At 69.7% G+C, this 18735-nt stretch carries 12 protein-coding genes; 3 read left to right on the plus strand and 9 right to left on the minus strand.

The genetic code is table 11. The features are described 5' to 3' along the window. Nucleotides 1-46 precede the first annotated feature (46 nt). From secD to ACZ3HL_RS40255, 3 genes are read right to left on the minus strand one after another with little or no spacing between them, the layout of a single operon-like run. Entirely contained in the window at nt 47-2317 is a 2271-nt protein-coding gene (secD, locus tag ACZ3HL_RS40245; RefSeq protein ID WP_465536933.1) for a protein translocase subunit SecD, read from the minus strand. 52 nt (nt 2318-2369) lie between these two features. After that, entirely contained in the window at nt 2370-2762 is a 393-nt protein-coding gene (locus ACZ3HL_RS40250; RefSeq protein ID WP_465536935.1) for a hypothetical protein, read from the minus strand. Between the two features lie 28 nt (nt 2763-2790). Continuing rightward, nucleotides 2791-3366 carry a TetR/AcrR family transcriptional regulator gene (locus ACZ3HL_RS40255; RefSeq protein ID WP_465536960.1) on the minus strand — a complete coding sequence of 192 codons (576 nt, stop codon included), beginning with the start codon at nt 3364-3366 and terminating at the stop codon, nt 2791-2793. Nucleotides 3367-3447: 81 nt separating this feature from the next. On the opposite strand from ACZ3HL_RS40255, the gene ACZ3HL_RS40260 reads away from it, so the two are divergent. Then, complete coding sequence (locus tag ACZ3HL_RS40260) at nt 3448-3777, plus strand: rhodanese-like domain-containing protein (RefSeq protein ID WP_465536937.1); 330 nt, start codon at nt 3448-3450, stop codon at nt 3775-3777. Here ACZ3HL_RS40260 and ACZ3HL_RS40265 read toward each other — a convergent pair. After that, nucleotides 3768-4418, minus strand: coding sequence for a maleylpyruvate isomerase family mycothiol-dependent enzyme (locus ACZ3HL_RS40265; protein ID WP_465536939.1), 651 nt, complete (start codon nt 4416-4418; stop codon nt 3768-3770). The two genes, ACZ3HL_RS40260 and ACZ3HL_RS40265, sit on opposite strands and share 10 nt — an antisense overlap. A gap of 105 nt (nt 4419-4523) precedes the next feature. Between ACZ3HL_RS40265 and ACZ3HL_RS40270 the strand changes: the two genes are divergently transcribed. Further along, nucleotides 4524-4937: a RidA family protein gene (locus ACZ3HL_RS40270; RefSeq protein ID WP_465536942.1), complete on the plus strand. Its 414-nt coding sequence runs from the start codon at nt 4524-4526 to the stop codon at nt 4935-4937. Between the two features lie 278 nt (nt 4938-5215). Here ACZ3HL_RS40270 and ACZ3HL_RS40275 read toward each other — a convergent pair whose 3' ends face one another. Further along, nucleotides 5216-11596 (minus strand): DUF7927 domain-containing protein, encoded by a 6381-nt coding sequence (locus ACZ3HL_RS40275; protein ID WP_465536943.1) that lies wholly within the window; start codon nt 11594-11596, stop codon nt 5216-5218. Nucleotides 11597-11833: 237 nt separating this feature from the next. Between ACZ3HL_RS40275 and ACZ3HL_RS40280 the strand changes: the two genes are divergently transcribed. Further along, a complete protein-coding gene (locus ACZ3HL_RS40280; protein ID WP_465536946.1) occupies nt 11834-12760 on the plus strand; it encodes a hypothetical protein in 927 nt (308 codons plus the stop codon). Here the strand turns inward: ACZ3HL_RS40280 and ACZ3HL_RS40285 are convergent. Genes ACZ3HL_RS40285 through ACZ3HL_RS40300 form a run of 4 tightly spaced genes read right to left on the minus strand, consistent with a single transcriptional unit; the run spans nt 12735 to nt 18530 of the window. Continuing rightward, nucleotides 12735-13601, minus strand: a complete 867-nt coding sequence (locus ACZ3HL_RS40285; protein WP_465536949.1) for an alpha/beta fold hydrolase — start codon at nt 13599-13601, stop codon at nt 12735-12737. The genes ACZ3HL_RS40280 and ACZ3HL_RS40285 overlap by 26 nt on opposite strands. After that, the gene (locus ACZ3HL_RS40290) at nt 13598-15313 is read right to left on the minus strand and encodes an ABC transporter ATP-binding protein (RefSeq protein WP_465536950.1); all 1716 of its coding nucleotides are present in this window, start codon (nt 15311-15313) and stop codon (nt 13598-13600) included. Before ACZ3HL_RS40290 ends, ACZ3HL_RS40285 begins: the two co-directional genes overlap by 4 nt. Beyond that, entirely contained in the window at nt 15310-17832 is a 2523-nt protein-coding gene (locus ACZ3HL_RS40295; protein WP_465536952.1) for an ABC transporter ATP-binding protein/permease, read from the minus strand. The genes ACZ3HL_RS40290 and ACZ3HL_RS40295 overlap by 4 nt, the downstream gene beginning before the upstream one ends. Then, nucleotides 17832-18530, minus strand: coding sequence for a TetR/AcrR family transcriptional regulator (locus tag ACZ3HL_RS40300; RefSeq protein WP_465536954.1), 699 nt, complete (start codon nt 18528-18530; stop codon nt 17832-17834). The genes ACZ3HL_RS40295 and ACZ3HL_RS40300 overlap by 1 nt, the downstream gene beginning before the upstream one ends. Nucleotides 18531-18735 lie beyond the last annotated feature (205 nt).

Below are 18735 nucleotides of genomic sequence, written 5' to 3' on the forward strand. Positions count from 1 at the left end.
AGTTTAGAGGCCGGACCGGGTGCGGCGGTCCACAAAGGAACGTCGATCACACCACCGCGCCGTTGCCGTCCCGCTGTCGTTTGGGCGACGGCTTCCTGGCCGGACGTCCGGCCCCGGGCCACCGCTCGTCGAGCAGGATCGCGACGGGCCCGGCAGTGGCCACTGTGGACACTGTGCCCGCGACGAGACCGAGCAGGAGCGCGAGGGCGAAGTCGGCCAGCGATCCGTCCCCGAGGAACAGCAGCGCCCCGAGGACGAACAGCACCCCGATCCCGGTGTTGATCGTCCGCGGCAGCGTCTGCAGGACCGCCGTGCCGGCGACCCGCGAGAACGGCTCCTTGCGGCGTTGCCCCCGCACCTCCCGCACCCGGTCGAAGACCACCACCGAGTCGTTGACCGAGTAGCCGATCACCGTCAGCAGCGCGGCGAGGAAGACACCGTCCATGGACTTGCCGAGCCAGGCGAAGATCCCGAGGATGATCAGCACGTCCTGCGCGAGCGCGGCCACCGTGGCCACGCCGAGCCGCCAGTCGAACCGCACCGCCAGATAGATCAGCTGCGCCAGCACCGCGAGGCCGAGCGCGATCACCGCCTTGGTGCGCAGTTCCGCGCCGAGGCTCGGGCCGATCTGCTCGTCACGGATCTCCGTCGCGTCGCCCGCGACCCCGGCGACGGCGGTCCGGATCCGTTCGGTGGCGTCCTCGTCGATCGGCTCGGTGCGGACGGAGATGTCCTTCTCCCCGGACGTCTGCACGACGGCGCGGGGGAATCCGGCGTCGGAGACCGCGTCACGGACCCGTTCGACGTCGGCCGGCGACGAGGTGCTGTATTCGATGACCCGGCCACCGGTGAATTCGACGCCGAGGTTCGGCCCCGCCACGAACAGTCCCGCGATCGCGGCGATGACGACCGCGCCCGCGACCATCAGCCAGCGCCGGGGTTTCCCGAGGAACCCGGGGTCACGGCGGTTCACCCACCGCCGGACCCGGCCTTCGTGGGTGAGCCCGGACAGCCGCGGTTTGCGCGCGACCACACCCCGCATCGTGAGGTGCAGCAGCAGACGCGTGAGCACGAGCGAGATGAACAACGCCACGACGACACCGATGGACAGCGTCACCCCGAATCCGCGGACCGGGCCGGACGCCAGCCAGAACAGCAGCCCGGCGGCGAGCAGGGTGGTCACGTTCGAATCGACGATCGCCGACAACGCACCGCCGAACCCGCGGCTGACCGACCGCGGCAGTGAACCTCCCTGTTTGACGGAGTGTTCCTCTCTCGCCCTCTCGAAGACGAGCACGGTCGCGTCGACGGCCATGCCGATCGCCAGGACGAACCCGGCGAGACCGGGCAAGGTCAGTGTCGCGCCGACGGCGAGCAGCGCGGCATAGGACACGGCGGCGTACGCCACCAGGGCGCCCACGGCGATCAACCCGGCCAGTCGGTACACCGCGAGCAGGAACAGCGCGGTGAGCGCCAGGCCGATCACGGCGGCGCGGGCGCTGGCGTCGATGGCGGCGGCACCGAGCGTGGGGCCGACGGTGCGCTGCTCGATGATCTCGACCGGCGTCGGCAGCGCGCCGGCGTTGATCAGCAGTGCCAGGTCCTTGGCCTCGGCCGGCGAGAACTGCCCGGTGATCTGCGTGCTCCCGCCGACGATCCCGACCCCGCAGGCGACCTGCGGGCTCACCTGCGGCGAGGAGATCACCTTGTCGTCGAGCGCGATCGCCACCCGGCGGGCGGGATCACCCGGCGGTGAACACGCGGCCTGCCCGGTCAGCCGCTCCCAGGCGCGGCCGGCGTCCCCTTTGAAGTCGACGGAAACCAGCCAGCCGCCGCCTTGGGAATCGATCGACGAGAGTGCCTCGTCGACGCCTTCACCGGTCAGCGCGGTGGGTCCGAGCGTGATCGGCTGCCCGCTTTCGTCGTTGAGGACACGGGAATCGCCGGAAGCGGCGGCGAGCACGGGATGGAAGGACAGTTGCGCGGTCCGGCCGATCACCTCGACGGCCTCGCGCGGATCCCGTACGCCGGGCAGTTCGACGATGATCCGGTTGTCGCCGGAGCGGGCCAGCATCGGCTCGGCGACGCCCAAGGCGTCGACCCGCCGGCGCAGCACCTCGAGCGTCCGGTCGGTGGTCTGGGCGTCGGCGGTGACGGTGGGCGAATCCTTGGTCTCCAGCACGATCTGCGTGCCACCACGCAGATCGAGCCCCAGGCGCGGGGCGGTGGTCAGCAACAGGTACACGGTGGCGGCGAGGACGACCAGCGAGACGACGGCTCGCCCGGTCATACCTCGCCGCGCGGTTTCGCGCGGCACGAAGTTCTCTCCTCGATGGGTTCCCGGTTCGGGCACGCGGACCGCGCGCCCGTCAGCTTCGGACGGCTGCCGGGAGAGGAGGAGCGCGATCCCCCAGCGCGAGGCGGTTCGCCGCGCGCGAGGGAGGGGTGACGTCGTCGTGGAGTTCGCTGAGGCGGAGCAGCGTCGTGGACGCCGGCCCGTGCGGGACGGTGCCGAAGAGAGGCAGGTCACCGTGACCGTGCACACCCAGCAGTGCGGGTTCGGCGGCGAGCCTGCCCGCGGCGCGCACCGGGGTGACGGCCTTGGAGACCGAGGAATCGACCGTCGCGTTCGCCCCGCGCGATTCGTCCGCCGAAGCGGAACCGCCCGGGTGGAGCGCGAAGAACAGGCCGAGCGCGGTCAGCACGGCGGCGAGCAGCACCGGCACGGCCTGCCCGGCCGTCCTCCGGCGCTTCACCATCATCGACACACTCCCGGGTCTCGCCGACACCCTACTGGGATCCGGCCCGCCGCCACAGGCGCGTGATCCCGGCGCGGACGCGGTCCTCCCCCAGCTCCGGCAGCAACGCCGTCAGATGCTCGGCCGCGAGCGGCGCCAGCAAGGCGTGCGCGGCGTGCTCGGGGTCGGGCGTGCCGCCGAGCAGGAGCGCGACGTGCCGGTGCCAGAACCGGTAGGCCCCGATGCGGTAGCGCGCCCCTGGCGCGGCGGTCTCCGACATCCGCACCAGCGGCAGATGTTCGAGCACGTAATCGACGTACGCGTCGGCGAAGGCGACGAGCCGTTCGACCGGCGGAGCGCCGGGGCCCAGCGGAGGCGGGCCGTGCAGGATCCCGTCCTGGAGCCGTCGTTCCCTCGCGTCCAGCAAGGCGACGGCCAGCCCCGCCTTGTCGCCGAAGCGGCGGAAGAGCGTGCCCTTGCCCACGCCGGCGGCCGCCGCCACCTGATCCATCGACACCGCTTCGACGCCGTGCTCGGCGAACAGCGCCGCCGCCGCGTCCAGGATCGCGGCCCGGTTGCGGGCGGCGTCCGCGCGCTCCTTGGGCGGCGGCGTGCGCAGGAGTTCCAGCGGGGTTGCAGAAGCGGACTGCGGTCCGTTATGGTCGTGAGGCACATCCGGACTATAGTCCGATTAACTGGAGGTAGCGACATGACCGCACTCATCACCCGTGACGAATTGAAGGCCGCGATCGACGCGAAGACCGTGACCGTGGTCGACGCGCTGGGTGGCGAGTACTACGCCAAACAGCATCTGCCCGGCGCCGTTCCCCTGGTCCTCGCAGACGTCGACGCGCACGCCGCGACCGTGCTGCCCGATCGCGGCGCCGCCATCGTCACCTACTGCTCGAACCCCGGCTGCCCGAACAGCGGCCAGGTCGCCGACCGGCTCACCGCCCTCGGCTACACCGACGTCCGCAAGTACCGGGAGGGCATCGAGGACTGGGCAGGCGCGGGCCTGCCCCTCGAGTCTCAGTCCTGAGAAAGGACCCGCTTCCGCAGGATCGGGACCCCGTCACCGTCGAGTTCGGCGAGGTAGGCCGCCCGTCCGGTCATGGCCATGATCAGCGCCAAGGTCGTGCCTGCGACGAGCGGACCGGCCCCGGTGGCGAACGGACCATCGATGGCTTGCAGCCGGAGCCCGCCGATGCGTCCCTTCGCCACCACCACCATGTCCGAGCCTCGGTAGTACCCGGCCAGCGCGGTGAGGACGTCCATCGGGTGATCGCGGCGCATGCCGAGCGGACGGCGGATGTCCTCGCCATGCACGATCGTCTCGCCGAGCATCGCCATCTTCGGCAGGGGCGGTTTCGTCGTGCTGGTGACGATGCCGCGGAACCGCTCCAGCGTCTCGGCGCCGTCGTCCCCCAGCTGCTCGGCCAGCCGCATGGCGACCTGCTTGTCGAAATCCCACCGGCAGCGGATCACGCCGGTCATCCACCGCAGCGGGGTGAGGCTCGCGGACGAGGTCAGATGCGCGAGCACTTCGCGTACCGTCAGCCCCTCGCAGAGCGACGGTGTCCCCCACCGTTCCTCGGTGAGCCCCGCCAGGTCGCTCGCCAGTGCCGCCCGCTCGGCGTGGATCAGCGGCCAGACCTCGGTCTTCACTCCTGAATCCGGCATCCGGAGTCCTTCCAGTAGTCGTTGTCCGGAGGTGAGACTCCCGCCGCGGCCCGGAATCATCGGTACTTTGGAGGCGATTTCCTTGGTGGACGAGAGAGGGGCCCGATGATCCAGCGCTGGAATCCGGAGACCGTGGCGGCGCCGATCGGCCCGTACAGCCATCTGGTCCGCGTTCCCGCCGATCACGAACTGGTCGTCGTGTCCGGTCAGATCGGCGTCGGACCCGACGGTGAACTCGCCGGCCCCGACGCCGAATCCCAGACCCGGGCGTTGCTCGTCAACCTCGAACGGCTCCTCGAAGCCGCGGGTGCCGGACCGGAGCACCTGGTCAAGGTGTTCAGCATGCTTTCCGGTACCGAGCACCTCGCCGGGTTCCGCACGGCGATGCGCGAGACCTTCACCCGCTGGTACCCGGAAGCGGACTGGCCGGCCCAGTCCCTCATCGTGGTGGCGGCATTGGCGAAGCCGGAGCTGGTCGTCGAGGTCGAAGCGCTGATCGCGGTGCCGAAGACCGCTTGACGGTCGCTCCCGATGTGGCGGCGACGCTGCTGTTTCGCGCGGACTGAACGCCCGATTGATGGCCAGTGTCCGATTCCACCTGAGGTCGTGAGTGGTAAAGAGGGTTAGAACGATCATTGCCACTCACGACCCACCCGGGCCGAGCCGGTACTTTCGCGTGACTGAGCGGACGACACGCCCGCGGCCGCGCTCCCACCACGTGTCGTCCACCCAGACACGCGTGTCGTCCGTCTGATCACGCGTGTCGTCCCTCCGGTCACACGAAATCGCCCGCCGTCCTAGGACTCCCGGCGCCTCCGTCCGGCGAGGAGCAGCAGCGCGCCGATGGCGAGCATGCCCAGTGCCAGCACCGTCATCGTCTTCACCGGTGAGCCGGTCACGGCCAGCCCGGGCGGACGCGGGGTCGTCGGCGGCTGCGGGGTCGGCTTCTCCGGCGGCTGCGGCGTCGGAGGCTCCGGCGGCACCGGGGTGTCGGTGCCGCAGTCGGGGTTCGCCGAACCCGGCGGGCAGTTGCCGCCGGGGGTGTCCGACGTGACGACGTTGCGGAGGCGGTGGTCACCGGTCGCCGGCTTTCGCACGGTGACCGCGTAGGTGACGGTGGCCTTCTCCCCCGGCTCGAGTGCGCCCTTCCACGTGAGCTTCGGCGCGGAATAGGTGACCGTTCCGGTGCTGGCCTTGGCCGTGCCGTCGAAGGTGGCGTCGTCCAGCACCTGGGACAGATCGTCGGTGAACGTCGCGTCACCGATCGCGGCCTGCCCGGTGTTCTCCACCGTGACGGTGTACGTGACGACCTCGCCCGGTTTCGCCTCCGTCTTGTCGACGGTCTTCTTGATCTTCAGGCTGGACAGCGGCGTCGTCGTGCCGCACTTCGGATCCTTGCTGCCCGGCGGGCAGTTGCCACCCGGGGTCTCGGAGGTGACGACGTTGGCCAGCTTGCCGTCGCCGTCGGTCTTGGTCACCTTGACGCTGTAGGTCACCGTCGCCGTCTGCCCGATCTCCAGGTCGCCGGTCCAGGTCAGCTTCGGTTCCTCGTAGGTCACCGAACCGATCGTCGCCGCACCGTCCTTCTGGAACACCGCGTCGTCGAGCACCTCGGTGAGGTCGTCGGTGAACGTCGCGCCGGCCAGCTTCGTCTTGCCGGTGTTGCGCACGGTCACCGTGTACTTCACGACGTCGCCGGGGTTCGCCGTGGCCTTGTCCGCCTTCTTCTCCAGCGAGATGCCGGGCACCGGGGTGACGGTCGAGCACGCCGGGTCGTCGGACTGCGGCGGGCAGGTGCCGGGGGTGTTGGTGCTGACGGTGTTCCGCAGTTCGTGGTCGCCCGTCACGGGGTTCTTCACCTTCACCGAATACTTCAGTGTCGTCGACGCACCCACCGGGAGATCACCGGTCCACACGAGGTTCGGCGCGGCGAAGGCGAACGTCCCGGCGACCGGTGCCGCCGAGGCGTCGTCGGAGTAGTCGGCGTCGTCGAGCACCTCGGACAAGTCGTCCGTGACCCGGGCGGCGTCCTCGCCGACCAGGTCGACCTTGCCGGTGTTGGTGACCGTGACCGTGTAGGTGACGACGTCACCGGGGTTCGCGGTCTGCTTGTCCGACGTCTTCTTGACGGTCAGTTCGCGGGACGGCACGTCCGCGACACAGTTCGGATCGGTCGAATCCGGCGGGCAGTTGTTGCCCGGGGTGTCCGACGTGACCACATTGGACAGTTTCTTGTCGCCGGGGTTCGGGTTCTTGATCTTGACCGTGTAGGTGATGGTCGAGGTCTGCCCGATCTCCAGCGTGCCGGTCCACGTCAGCTTCGGCGCCGCGTATGTGACGCCGCCGACGGTCGCCGCGCCGTCGTTCTGGTAGTCGGCGTCGTCCAGGACTTCGGTCATGTCGTCGGTGAAGGTGGCACCGTCCTGTTTGGTCTGCCCGGTGTTGGTGACGGTGATCGTGTACTTCACCGTGTCGCCGGGGTCGACCGACTTCTTGTCGGCGGTCTTCTTGATGAGCAGTCCGGAGACCGGGGTGGTCGTGCCGCAGTCCGGATCGGTCGAACCCGGCGGGCAGTTCCCGCCCGGTGTCTCCGACGTGACCGTGTTGACGAGCTTCTTGTCCCCGTCGCCCGGATTCTTCACCTGGACCGTGTAGGTGACGGTCGAGGTCTGCCCGATCTCCAGCGTGCCGGTCCACGTCAGCTTCGGCGTCGCGTACGTGACGCCGCCGATCGTCGCCGCGCCGTCGTTCCGGTAAACGGCGTCGTCGAGCACCTCGGTCAGGTCGTCGGTGAAGGTGGCGCCGGTCAGCTTCGTCTGACCGGTGTTGGTGACCGTGACCGTGTACTTCACGACGTCGCCGGGGTTCGCCGACTGCTTGTCGACCGTCTTTTTGATCTCCAGGCCGGAAATCGGCGTTTCCGTGCCGCAGTCAGGATCCGTGGACCCCGGCGGGCAGTTCCCGCCCGGTGTCTCCGACGACACGACGTTCTTGAGCCGGTTGTCACCGGTGTTCGGGTTCTTGACCTTGACCGTGTAGGTGACCGTCGACGTGGCATCGACTTCCAGGTCGCCGGTCCAGGTCAGTTTCGGTGCCGCGTAGGTGACGCCGCCGATCGTCGCGGCACCGTCGTTCTGGTAGTCCGCGTCGTCGAGAATCTGCGTGAGATCATCGGTGAACGTCGCACCCGTCAGCTTCGTCTGGCCCGTGTTCCGCACTGTGACCGTGTACTTCACGACGTCACCCGGGTTGGCCGACTGCTTGTCCACGGTCTTTTCGATCAGCAACCCGGAAACCGGCGTCGTCGTGCCGCACTTCGGGTCGGTCGAACCCGGCGGGCAGTTCCCACCCGGTGTCTCCGACGTGACCGTGTTGATGAGTTTCTTGTCGCCAGGAGCCGGATTCTTGACCTTCACCGAGTACGTCACCACCGACGTGGCACCGATCTCCAGATCACCGGTCCACGTCAGTTTCGGTGCCGCGTAGGTGACACCGCCGATGGTCGCGGCGCCGTCGTTCTGGTAGTCCGCGTCGTCGAGGACCTGTGTCAGGTCATCGGTGAACGTCGCACCCGTCAGCTTCGTCTGGCCCGTGTTCCGCACTGTGACCGTGTACTTCACGACATCGCCGGGATTCGCCGACTGCTTGTCCACGGTCTTTTCGATCAGCAACCCGGAAACCGGCGTCGTCGTCCCACACTTCGGATCCGTCGAACCCGGCGGACAGTTCCCACCCGGAGTCTCCGAAGTCACCGCGTTCTTGAGCACATGGTCGCCGGTGTTCGGATTCTTGACCTTCACCGAGTACGTGATCGTCGAGGTGGCGCCGATTTCGAGATCGCCCGTCCAAGTCAGCTTCGGCGCCGCATACGACACCCCGCCGCCCGTCGCCGCGCCGTCGTTCTGGTAATCGGCATCGTCGAGAACCTGCGTCAGATCATCGGTGAACGTCGCACCCGTCAGCTTCGTCTGACCGGTGTTGGTGACCGTGACCGTGTACTTCACAACATCGCCGGGATTCGCCGACTGCTTGTCGACCGACTTCCCAATTGTCAGACCGGAGACCGGCGTCGTCGTGCCGCACTTCGGATCCGTCGAACCCGGCGGGCAGTTCCCACCCGGTGTCTCCGACGTGACCACATTGGACAGTTTCTTGTCCCCGGGGTCGGGGTTCTTGACCTTGACCGAGTAGGTCACCGTCGAGGTGGCATCGACCTCCAGATCACCGGTCCAGGTCAGCTTCGGTGCCGCATACGACACCCCGCCGATCGTCGCCGCGCCGTCGTTCTGGTAATCGGCGTCATCGAGAACCTGCGTCAGATCATCGGTAAACGTCGCACCCGTCAGCTTCGTCTGACCCGTGTTCCGCACCGTCACCGTGTACTTCACAACATCGCCGGGATTCGCCGACTGCTTGTCCACCGTCTTCTCGATCAGCAGACCCGACACCGGCGTCGTCGTCCCACACTTCGGATCCGTCGAACCCGGCGGACAGTTCCCACCCGGAGTCTCCGACGACACCACGTTCTTGAGCACATGGTCGCCGGTGTTCGGGTTCTTGACCTTCACCGAGTACGTGACGGTCGAGGTGGCATCGACCTCCAGATCACCGGTCCAGGTCAGCTTCGGCGCCGCATACGACACCCCGCCGATCGTCGCCGCGCCGTCGTTCTGGTAATCGGCGTCATCGAGAACCTGCGTCAGATCATCGGTAAACGTCGCACCCGTCAGCTTCGTCTGACCCGTGTTCCGCACCGTCACCGTGTACTTCACAACATCGCCGGGATTCGCCGACTGCTTGTCCACCGTCTTCTCGATCAGCAGACCCGACACCGGCGTCGTCGTCCCACACTTCGGATCCGTCGAACCCGGCGGACAGTTCCCACCCGGAGTCTCGGTCGTCACCACGTTCTTCAGCCGGTTGTCGCCCGTGTTCGGGCTCTTGACCTTGACCGTGTAAGTGAACTCCGCGGTCGCCCCCGCCGCGAGCGTGCCCGTCCAAGTCAGCTTCGGCTCCGCGTAGGCCACCGAACCGGGCGAGGCGGTGGCGTCGTTCTGATAGACCGCGTCGTCCAGCACCCCGGTCAGATCGTCGACGACCTTGAGGCCCGCCGCGGTCACCCTTCCGGTGTTGGCGACGGTGACCTTGTAACGCACGACGTCGCCCGGGTTCGCGGATTCCTTGTCCGCGGTCTTCGTCACCGTGTACGACGGTGACGGCACCTTGGTCTTCGCGCACGCGGCGGCGGGATCGTCCGGGCAGCGGTTGTCCGGCGGGACGACCGGCGGCGGCCCGGTCGGGACGTTCGCGCGGTTCACCAGCTCCGTGCCGATTGCGGCCTCTTCGACCTTCACACGCACGGTCAACGTGGCCGTCTCGCCGATGGCAAGGCCGTCCACGGCCCAATCGATCGGCCCGGTACCGGACGCGGTGCCCTTCGACGGCGTGGAGGACACGTAGGTCGTCCCCGGCGGCAAGGTGTCGCGCACCGTGAACGCGGGCACGGGGATCACGCCGGTGTTCCGCACGGCCACCTGGTAGGTCAGGGTGTCGCCCGGGATCGCCTCGGCGAGGTCGACCGTCTTCGTCAGCTGGTATCCCGGCGAGGTGACCGTGTTCCGCACCGTGTTCGACGTGCGTTCCTGCGGTCGTCCGGTGTCCTCGCCGCGGAAGGTCAGCTTGCCGGTGTTGTCGAGTTTGGTGCCGTCCGGCACCGAGGCACCGACCTTGACCTTGAAGTCCACCTTCTGCGATTGCCCCGGCCTCAGGTTCCGCAGGTTGCAGGTGACCAGCTGACCGGCGGCCGAACAGTCCGGATTGGACCCGGCCACGAAGGTGACGCCGTCGGGCAGGGTGTCGGTGAGCACCACGTTCGTCGCGGTGTCGAGATCGGTGACACTGCCGTCGGCGTGCCGGTTGGCGACGTCGAAGCTGTAGGTGATCTCGCCGCCCTTGGTGACGTAGCCCGGCGGATCGTCGTCGGTGTTGCCGACCGGGTCGTTGGCCTTGGTGATCTGGAGGTCGGGTTCGAGCGCGTCGGTGACCAGCCAGATCGTCTGCGGGTACAGCGCGTCGCCGACGGTGCCGATCTTCACCTGGAGCGCGGTGGTCCCCGCCGGGACCTTGCCGGTGATGTCGACGCTGCGGGAGTCGTAGCCGACGTTGTTCACCGGGTTGGGCACGCGTGAGGTGACGTTCGTGCCCGAACCGGTGGCCGTGACCCGGTCGATGCGGCTGCTGAACGCGTTGTTGGTCGCCACGCCGCCCGGCGCGGGCATGGCGATGGTCTGGAGACTGGACGCGTCCGGGCCGACCTGGAGGTAGTCGCCGGTGATGGGCGCGTCACCGTCACCCGCGACGATGCCGAGTTCGACGTTGGGCTGACGCGAGGTCGGCGCCTTGATACCGCTCAGCGCGATGGTCGCCGAGCTCGGCGTGCTCCCGCCCGCGACCACCTGCATACCGTCCCAGACCTGGAGGTAACGCAACGGCTCACTGGGCAGTTCGTAGGCCACCACCAGCGACCATCCACCCCAGCAGCCGAGGTTCGTCCGGCTGATCGACTGGCCCTGGCAGGCCTGGATGTCGGCCACCGTGTACTGCCCGGTGCCGGCGCTCTCCACGAGAGACGTGACGTCGGCGGCGCCGCCGTAGGCGTACAGGGTCGGGAACCCGCCCGTGGTGGTCGCGGGGAACCAGTCGTAGGTTTCGGCGGTGATCCGCTGGTAGGTCGTGGAACCCGGGGTCTTCACGGAGACCTGGTTGCCGCGGTTCCCGTCGCCGGAGGTCCCGCTGCTGGCGACCGGGTTGAACTGCCAGTACAGCCGCGCGTTGAGCACCCTCGCGCCTGCCGGGACGTTCAAGGTCGCCGCGGAGGCGGTGTTGCCGGGCGCGGCCGGGTCGGTCTTGATCCACGACACCGGGCTCGCGTTGCTCGTGGACTCGTTGCAGACCACACCGGTACCGCACTGCACGACGGAGTTGGCGGCCATCGTGATACCGCCGTGCGCCAGTCCGGAGTACACCGGCTCCGGCCCGATCGGCCGTTCGGTGCCCGCTCCGCGCGGCTGGACCTGCGCGGTCGCGGGCAAAGGAGCACCCATCAGCAGCGCCACGACGGCCACCGTGAGCACCGCCATGCCCCGGCGCCACCGATTCCGCCCACGACGTTCCGCCATGCCGCCTCCGCCTCACCCCTCGCTCCCGTCGGCCCAGGTCAGGACAGCGGGGACAGCGAGCTCAACTCGTGGTCATCCTGGAGGGGCAAGATCGCCGGGGGCAACCGGGACCGGCGGTCTTACCTGGATAAAACCCGTTGAGTGGCCCCGAAACCCCCGGACGGGTGATGAATTCACTGTCCACAACGGACGCAACGAGAGTGGCGTTTTCGCCCGAAATCCGACATTGTCGAACACGTGATCGATCTTCCTTATCGCGGCTCCGGCCCTTATTGCTACGCCCATTCCCTCGCGATGATGCTCGGCTCCGAGGCTCCGGGCGCCGACGTGCTCGAAACCGTGACGGGCAGCCCCTTCGGCATGCAGCTGATCGGCGGTTCGCTGCCATTCTTCGACGCCTTCGGCTGGGATCCCGATCTCGGTATCGGCGAAGCCCTCGACGTCCTCGGCTGGCACGCGGAAACGGCGAGCGAGCCGGATCCGGACATCGCCTTCGCCCGGCTCGTCGAAAGCCTCGCCGACGGCCCGGTCCTGCTCGGTCCGGTAGAAATGGGGCACCTGCGCCACCAGCCGGGAATGACCGGCCCGGTCGGCGCCGACCATTTCCTGGTCGTGCTCGCCGCGGACGACGAGTCCGTCACCGCCCACGACCCGCAGGGCTACCCGTACGCGCGGATCCCCCGGGCGGATTTCGCCGCCGCCTGGCGCGCCGAAACGGTCGCGTACGGCGAACCGCACACGATGCGGACGAAGTTCGTGCGCCACACCGCCGTCGAGGACGAGGCCGCGATCGTGGCGTCGCTCCCCAGGGCGATCGGGCGGCTCGGCGGGCAGAACGACGCCGGCCTCCCGCCCGGCACGCTCGGCAACGGTGACGCGGCACTCGCGCTCGCCGCGCGGATCGGCGACGGCTGCGACCCGGAACTACGCGGGCTGCTCATCCATTTCGTGGTCCGCCTCGGCGCCCGGCGGACGGCGGACGCGGCGGCGTGCCTGCGCCGGATCGGCCGCGACGAGGCCGCCGCCGTCCTCACCAGGCAGGCCCGGCTGATCGGCTCGTTGCAGTACGACCTCGTCGTCGAGGACGACGCACGCGCCGCCGCGACCCTCCGGACGCTCGCCCCGACCTACGAAGAGCTCAGGCGGGCGCTCGCGTCATCCTGACGATTTCGCGGACGATCACGCCGGGTTCGGTCACCGGGACGTAGTGGCCGGATCGCTCCGCGATGACGTGCCTGCCGCCGGGCGAGAGGGTCACCCGATGGGCGTGCGAGGCGTTCGCCTTGGCCCTCATCCCGGCGGAAAACCCGCTCCCGCCGAGGCCGCCGGAAACCACGGTGACCGGGATGTCGCCGAGTACCGGCGGATCCTGCCGCCAGAGGGCCAGTTCGTCGAGGAAGGTGCGGGCCTGTTCCCGCTGGGTCCGCACCGTCCCGACGGTGAACGCCTCCCGTTCGAGGTCGCGGCGGACGTCGTCCGGGATCCCCTTCAGCAGGCCGCGGAAAAGGAACTTGAGCAGGCCCAGCCGCGCGAGCACGGCGCCGAGCCGGAGCACGACGCGTTCACCGGTGCGGAAGACGCGGCCAAAGAGGACGTCCGCGGCTTCGTCGGTCGGATCGACCAGCACCAGCCCGGCGACTCGCTCCGGGCGGCGGGCCGCGGCCTGCCGCACGATCGGTCCGCCCGCGCTGTGCCCGGCGAGGACGTACTGCCCCGGACCGAAATGGTCGAGGACGTCGTTGAGGTCGTCGGCCATCCGGCGCAGTGTGCGTCCGCCGGGGTCGGGGGCGCTGCGGCCGAGCCCGGACCGGTCGTACACGATCGCGCGGGCGTGCCGGGCGACCTCCGGCTGGACCGCCGCCCAGGACGACCGGGTGGCGGCGGCTCCCGCTTCGAACACGACCGTCGGCCCGGTGAAGCCTTCCGGCCCCGGGTGCACCATCGCGTGGAGCCGCCTGCCGTCGCGGGTGACGACCCACTCCACGACACCTTGGGTGTGGGTCATCTCGCGGTGATCCTCCAGCCGGTGGCGTCGATCTGCCGCCGCCAGAACTCGGCGAAACGTCCTTGCGCCGCCAGGAGTTCTTCGACGGTGCCGTCCTCCGTGATCCGCCCGCCCTCCAGGAAGAGCACCCGGTCGGCATGCCGGATCCCGGCGATCCGGTGGGTGACGATCACCCGCGTCCTCGGCACGGGGTCGGCGCTGAGCGAGCGGACCACGGCGTCCTCGTTCTCGGTGTCCAGCGCGCTGGTGGCCTCGTCGACCAGCAGCACGGGCGCCGGTTTGAGCAACGCGCGGGCGATGGACACCCGCTGCCGCTCGCCGCCGGAGAGCGCGCCACCCGCCTCGCCGACGGCCGTGTGCTCCAGCAGTGCGCCCACCCTGGCGAGCCCGGCGACCTCGGCGACCCTCTCGTCGCTCGCGCCGGGATCACCGGCGAGCACGTTGTCGCGCACCGAACCGTCGAAGAGGTACGGCTGCTGGAAGACGACGGTGACGAGATCCCGGCGGCCGTCCGCGGACAAGTCGGCGAGGTCGGTTCCGCCGGCGAGCACCCGTCCGCTGGTGGGCTGGTGCAGACCGGCGAGCAGTGCGAGGACGGTGCTCTTGCCCGAGCCGGACGGCCCGACGATCGCCGTCGTCGTCCCAGGTTCGAGGGTGAGGTCGAAGTCCTCCAGCACGTTCTCGCTGCCGGACTCGTATCGGAAACCGACCTTCTCGAACCGGATCAGCGGTGCCTCGGCCGGTGCCGCGGCCTCTCCCGACGGCGCGACCGGCGCGGTGAGCACGGTGCGGATGCGGCCGAGCGTGGTGGTGGCGGTCTCGATACCGGGCGCGAGATCGCCGAGCGCGGTGAACGGTTCGAGGTACCGGGCGATCACGACGATCAGCGCGACGGCCTCGGGCACGCTCAACCCGCCTCGGGTGGCAAGGAGAACGGTCGTCCCGGCGAGCAGGACCAGCGCCAGCTGTCCGGCGACGCCGAACAGCACCTGCCCCGGGATCTGAAGGCGCAGCAGCCGGAGGGTCGCGCCGTGGTGCGCGGCGAGCGCGGCACCGGCATGACTGCGCGCGGGTTCCACGCGGCGGGCGGCGCGCAACGTCTGCTGGGTGCGGGCGAACTCGACGATCCGTTCGGTCAGCGTGGTGTTCGTCTCCGCCGCGGCCCGGTCGGCGCGCCGCGTGATCCGCCCGGTCGCCCACAGCGCGCCCAGCAGGACCGGGACCCCGGCCAGCGCGGCGACACCGAGCGGCCAGGCGATCGGCAAGAGCGCCAGCGCGATCGCGATCGGCAGGAGGACCGCGCCGATCAGCGGGGTGAGCAGGTAGCCGACCAGGCCGACGAGGTCGGGGCCGGTGGCGACGATCGCCTGCCGGGCGGTCTGGGTGTGCTCACTGTCCAACCAGGACAGCCGGACGTTCGTCAGATGCTCGGCGACATCGTGCTGGGCGTGGTCCAGCACGCCGAACCCGAGCTCGAACCCGAGCCGTCCGACGACGGCGTCGACGGCCCAGCCCGCCGCGGTGGCCGCCGCGAGCGCGCCCAGCCAGGGCAGCGCGTCCGAAGGTTCCGCGCCGAACAAGGCACCCACCAACGGCACCAGCAGCACGACACCGGCGGCGCGCAGGAGCACCGACAGCACGGCGAGCACGACATAACGCCGGAACGCCGCGCGTTTCGTGTCCGGGATCAATCCCAGCAGGGTGCGGATCACGCGGTCACCCCCGCACCGGCACCGGCCTGCCACAAGCGGGCATACCGACCTTCCGAGGCCAGGAGTTCTTCGTGGGGCCCGGTTTCGATGATCTTGCCGCCGTCGAGGACCACGATCCGGTCGGCGCCGCCGACGGTGTGCAGCCGATGGGCGATGACCAGGACGGTCCGGCCCGCGGTGAGCCGGTCGAGTGCTTGTTGCACGAGGTACTCCGACTCGGGATCGGCGAAGGCGGTCGCCTCGTCGAGGACGAGGACGGGGGCGTCGGTGAGGATCGCGCGGGCGATGGCGACGCGCTGGCGTTCACCGCCCGACAGCTGGGAACCGGCACCGAGGACGGTGTCGTAACCCTGGGGCAGCCGCAGGATCCGCTCGTGGATCTGCGCGGCGCGGGCCGCGGCGACGACCTGGTCTTCGGTCGCGCCGGGGACGGCGAGGGCGATGTTCTCCCGTACGGTCCCCTGGACGAGTTGCGGATCCTGGAGCACGAAGCCCACCCGGCTATAGAGTTCGTCGGCGGCGAAGGCGCGGACGTCCCGGCCGCCGACCCGGATCGCGCCCTCGGTGACGTCGTGGAACCGCGCGACCAGCGCGGCGAGGGTCGACTTCCCCGCTCCCGACGGGCCGACCAGCGCGGTCACCGTGCCAGGGCGAAGCGTCAGGGAGACGTTCTCCAGCACGGGAACGCCGGTGCGGTAAGCGAAACCCACGCGGTCCAGTTCCACCGTGCCCGGCTCGACGCCGTCTCGGTCCTTCGGTTCCACTGTGGACAGTTCTGGTTCGTCGAGCACGACCTGGACGCGGCGGGCGGCCAGCATCCCTTCACGGACACCGCCGAGGCCGTACCCGATGCCCAGCAGCCGCGCACCGAACGTGGTGCCCAGCAGGAGGAACGGGATCAGGGTCACCGGCTCCATTCCGCCGCCCGCCACCATCAGCGTGCCCACACCGGTGATCAGGAGCAGGAAGGTGGCGGGCCTGGTGGCGAAGTCCAGCATGGTCTTCTTGCCGGTGAAGGGACGCTGCCAGTCACCGAGGAAACCGATGTACTCGTCGAGCCGCCGCCGGAACGACGACGCCGCGGCACCGCCGAACACGCGGATCACCGGCTGCCCCTCCAGGTACGCGCCCGCCTCGCCAGCCATTCGCTCCGCCCAGCGCATCGCCTGGCCGGTCTTGGGGCCCGATTGGACGACCATGACCGACGTCGTGACGAGGTAGACGAGGATCGGGACGAGCAGGACCAGCGCGAGCCGCCAGTCCACGGCGAAGAGGTAGGCCAGCACCGCGACCGGCGCGACGACGGCCGCGACCGCGTCGGGAACGGCGTGCGTGACCAGGTAATGCAGGGAAAGCGTGTCGCCCTGCACGAGTTTCGCGACCGCGCCCGAACCGCGCGCGGTGAACCAGCCCAGCGGCAGCCGCGCGAGCTTGCCCAGCAACCGCTGACGCAGCTCGCGGGCGAAGCGCGCGTCGGCCGCGTGCAGCCAGAGCACGACCGCGGATTCGAGCAGCGTTCCCACGCCCAGCAGCACCACCGCCGCGATGCCGAGCGCCCACAGCGATTCGCCGCCCGCGAGCAGCCGCCGGACCAGTTCCACGAGCAGCACGAAGGGCGCGAGACCGATCAGCGTCACTACGGCTTGCAGGATCCCGGCGAGGATCAGCGTCCGCCGCACCGGCGCCAGCAGACGGCCGGCCGCCTGTGCCCGCCAAGCTCCCTTGGGCGCCTCCTTGACGGGCTCCGGGGCCTCAGCGGCCGGTTCCTCCTTCTCCCCGCGGAAGGCGCCCATGGCCCGGCCGTAGTACCAGTACGCCCGGCCGTGGACCTCGGATTTGGGGAAGCCGAACGTCTCGCGCAAACGCGTCTTCAGATGTTTGAACGAACCGGCTTCCGTCGCGATCCAGGCCTGCCAGTCCGACCAGTCGCGCGTCTCGATCGCCGCCGCCAGCGAGGTCGCGTCGAGGCGCGGCACCCAGTGCACGGTCAGCCTCGCGTGCTTCCCCAGCGGGATCAGGCGGTCGGTCTCCTCGTGCTCTTCGAGGTACAGCTCGATCGGGATTTCGGCCGGGACCACCTCGAGGATCGCGTTGATCGCGGGGATCGAGGCGGAGTCGCCGATCAGCAGGTAGCCCGCCGGAGGTTCGGCGGGGACCGAGAAGGACGACGAACCCAGCGACATCACCGGGACCTTCGCTCCGGGCCGCGCTTCACGCAGCCACCGCGATGCGGGTCCGGCGGGCTCGTGCAGGACGACGTCGACGGCGAACGTGCCGGCTTCCGGATCGGCTTCGGTGAGCGTGTACGCACGTTGGAACTCCGTCGTGCCGCCTTCCGGATCCGGGAACCAGAACCGGAGCCAGGCCGTCGGCTCCACGACGACGTCGTCGAACAACGTCGGTGAGACGAATCGGACCCGCACGAAACACGGCGTGATCTCTTCTGTTTCGACGACGGTCGCTTCGTGGTCCCTGGCCCCGAAACCCCGCATCACCGCGCCCTGGAAGCCGCGCGCCATCACAGATCCTCTCCCGTGGCCGCCAGATCGGCCACCATCTCGGCGACCGGCCTGCCCGGCGGGCAGGACTCGATCAACCCGCGAATCGACGCGGTCAGCAGCAGCCGCACGTACTCGGGCCGCGGCACCTCCGGCAACGCGGCGGACGGCCCGGCGAGCCGGTCGTCACGGGACAACCGGTCGCGGACGGCCTGGCGCTCCCGGTCCAGTCCGTCGCCGTCGGCCTCCTCCGCGGCCGTGCTGTTCTCCTCGGACGCGGTCATCGCGATGGTCAGCGACGCGACGGCGCCGCTGAGCACGATCGCCGCGGCGGGCTCGTAACCCCGGCGGACGAGGGCCTCGACCTCGGTGTTGAGCAGGCGCTGACCACCGTCGCCGCGCGGGAACAGCAGCTGCAGGTAGGTGACGAGGCCGGGATGCTCCAGCACGAAGGCCCGCAGCTGGAGGGCGAAGGACAGCAGATGCCGTTCGAGGTCGTGCCGCGGATCGTCCCGGAGCCGCAGCTCGGCCAGGATGCTCTCGCCGACCAGCCGCTCGAGCCCCCACCGCCCGTCGACGTGCCGGTACAGGGCGGTCGCGGTCACCCCCAGCCGGACCGCGACCGCCTTGACACTGAGCCGGCGCATCCCCAGCTCACGACCGGCACGCAGGATGTCGTCCCGCGCGATCGTCGCCGGACGGCCACCGATCTTCGGCATTGCGCCCCCTTGGAAAGTTATAGGGGGAAACTAAGGGTAGGCTTAGTTGATGTCAAGGCACGGTTCGGCCGGTGGCCGGAAGCTGCCAAGGGGTTGCCGGGTCGGTGGCCGAGGCGTGTTGCGAAAGCCACTTTCGCAACGTTGAAGGTTGCGAAAGTGGCTTTCGCAACGTGACCGGGGGGCGTGGGGGAATGCGGCGAGGCGG

It is taken from the genome of Amycolatopsis sp. NPDC000009 (assembly GCF_055563465.1).

Coding starts and splice junctions, on each gene's coding strand:
- ACZ3HL_RS40250 (WP_465536935.1), bottom strand. CDS start 2,762: ATGATGGTGAAGCGCCGGAGGACGGCCGGGCAGGCCGTGCCGGTGCTG.
- ACZ3HL_RS40260 (WP_465536937.1), top strand. CDS start 3,448: ATGACCGCACTCATCACCCGTGACGAATTGAAGGCCGCGATCGACGCG.
- ACZ3HL_RS40265 (WP_465536939.1), bottom strand. CDS start 4,418: ATGCCGGATTCAGGAGTGAAGACCGAGGTCTGGCCGCTGATCCACGCC.
- ACZ3HL_RS40270 (WP_465536942.1), top strand. CDS start 4,524: ATGATCCAGCGCTGGAATCCGGAGACCGTGGCGGCGCCGATCGGCCCG.
- ACZ3HL_RS40275 (WP_465536943.1), bottom strand. CDS start 11,596: ATGGCGGAACGTCGTGGGCGGAATCGGTGGCGCCGGGGCATGGCGGTG.
- ACZ3HL_RS40285 (WP_465536949.1), bottom strand. CDS start 13,601: ATGACCCACACCCAAGGTGTCGTGGAGTGGGTCGTCACCCGCGACGGC.
- ACZ3HL_RS40295 (WP_465536952.1), bottom strand. CDS start 17,832: ATGGCGCGCGGCTTCCAGGGCGCGGTGATGCGGGGTTTCGGGGCCAGG.
- ACZ3HL_RS40300 (WP_465536954.1), bottom strand. CDS start 18,530: ATGCCGAAGATCGGTGGCCGTCCGGCGACGATCGCGCGGGACGACATC.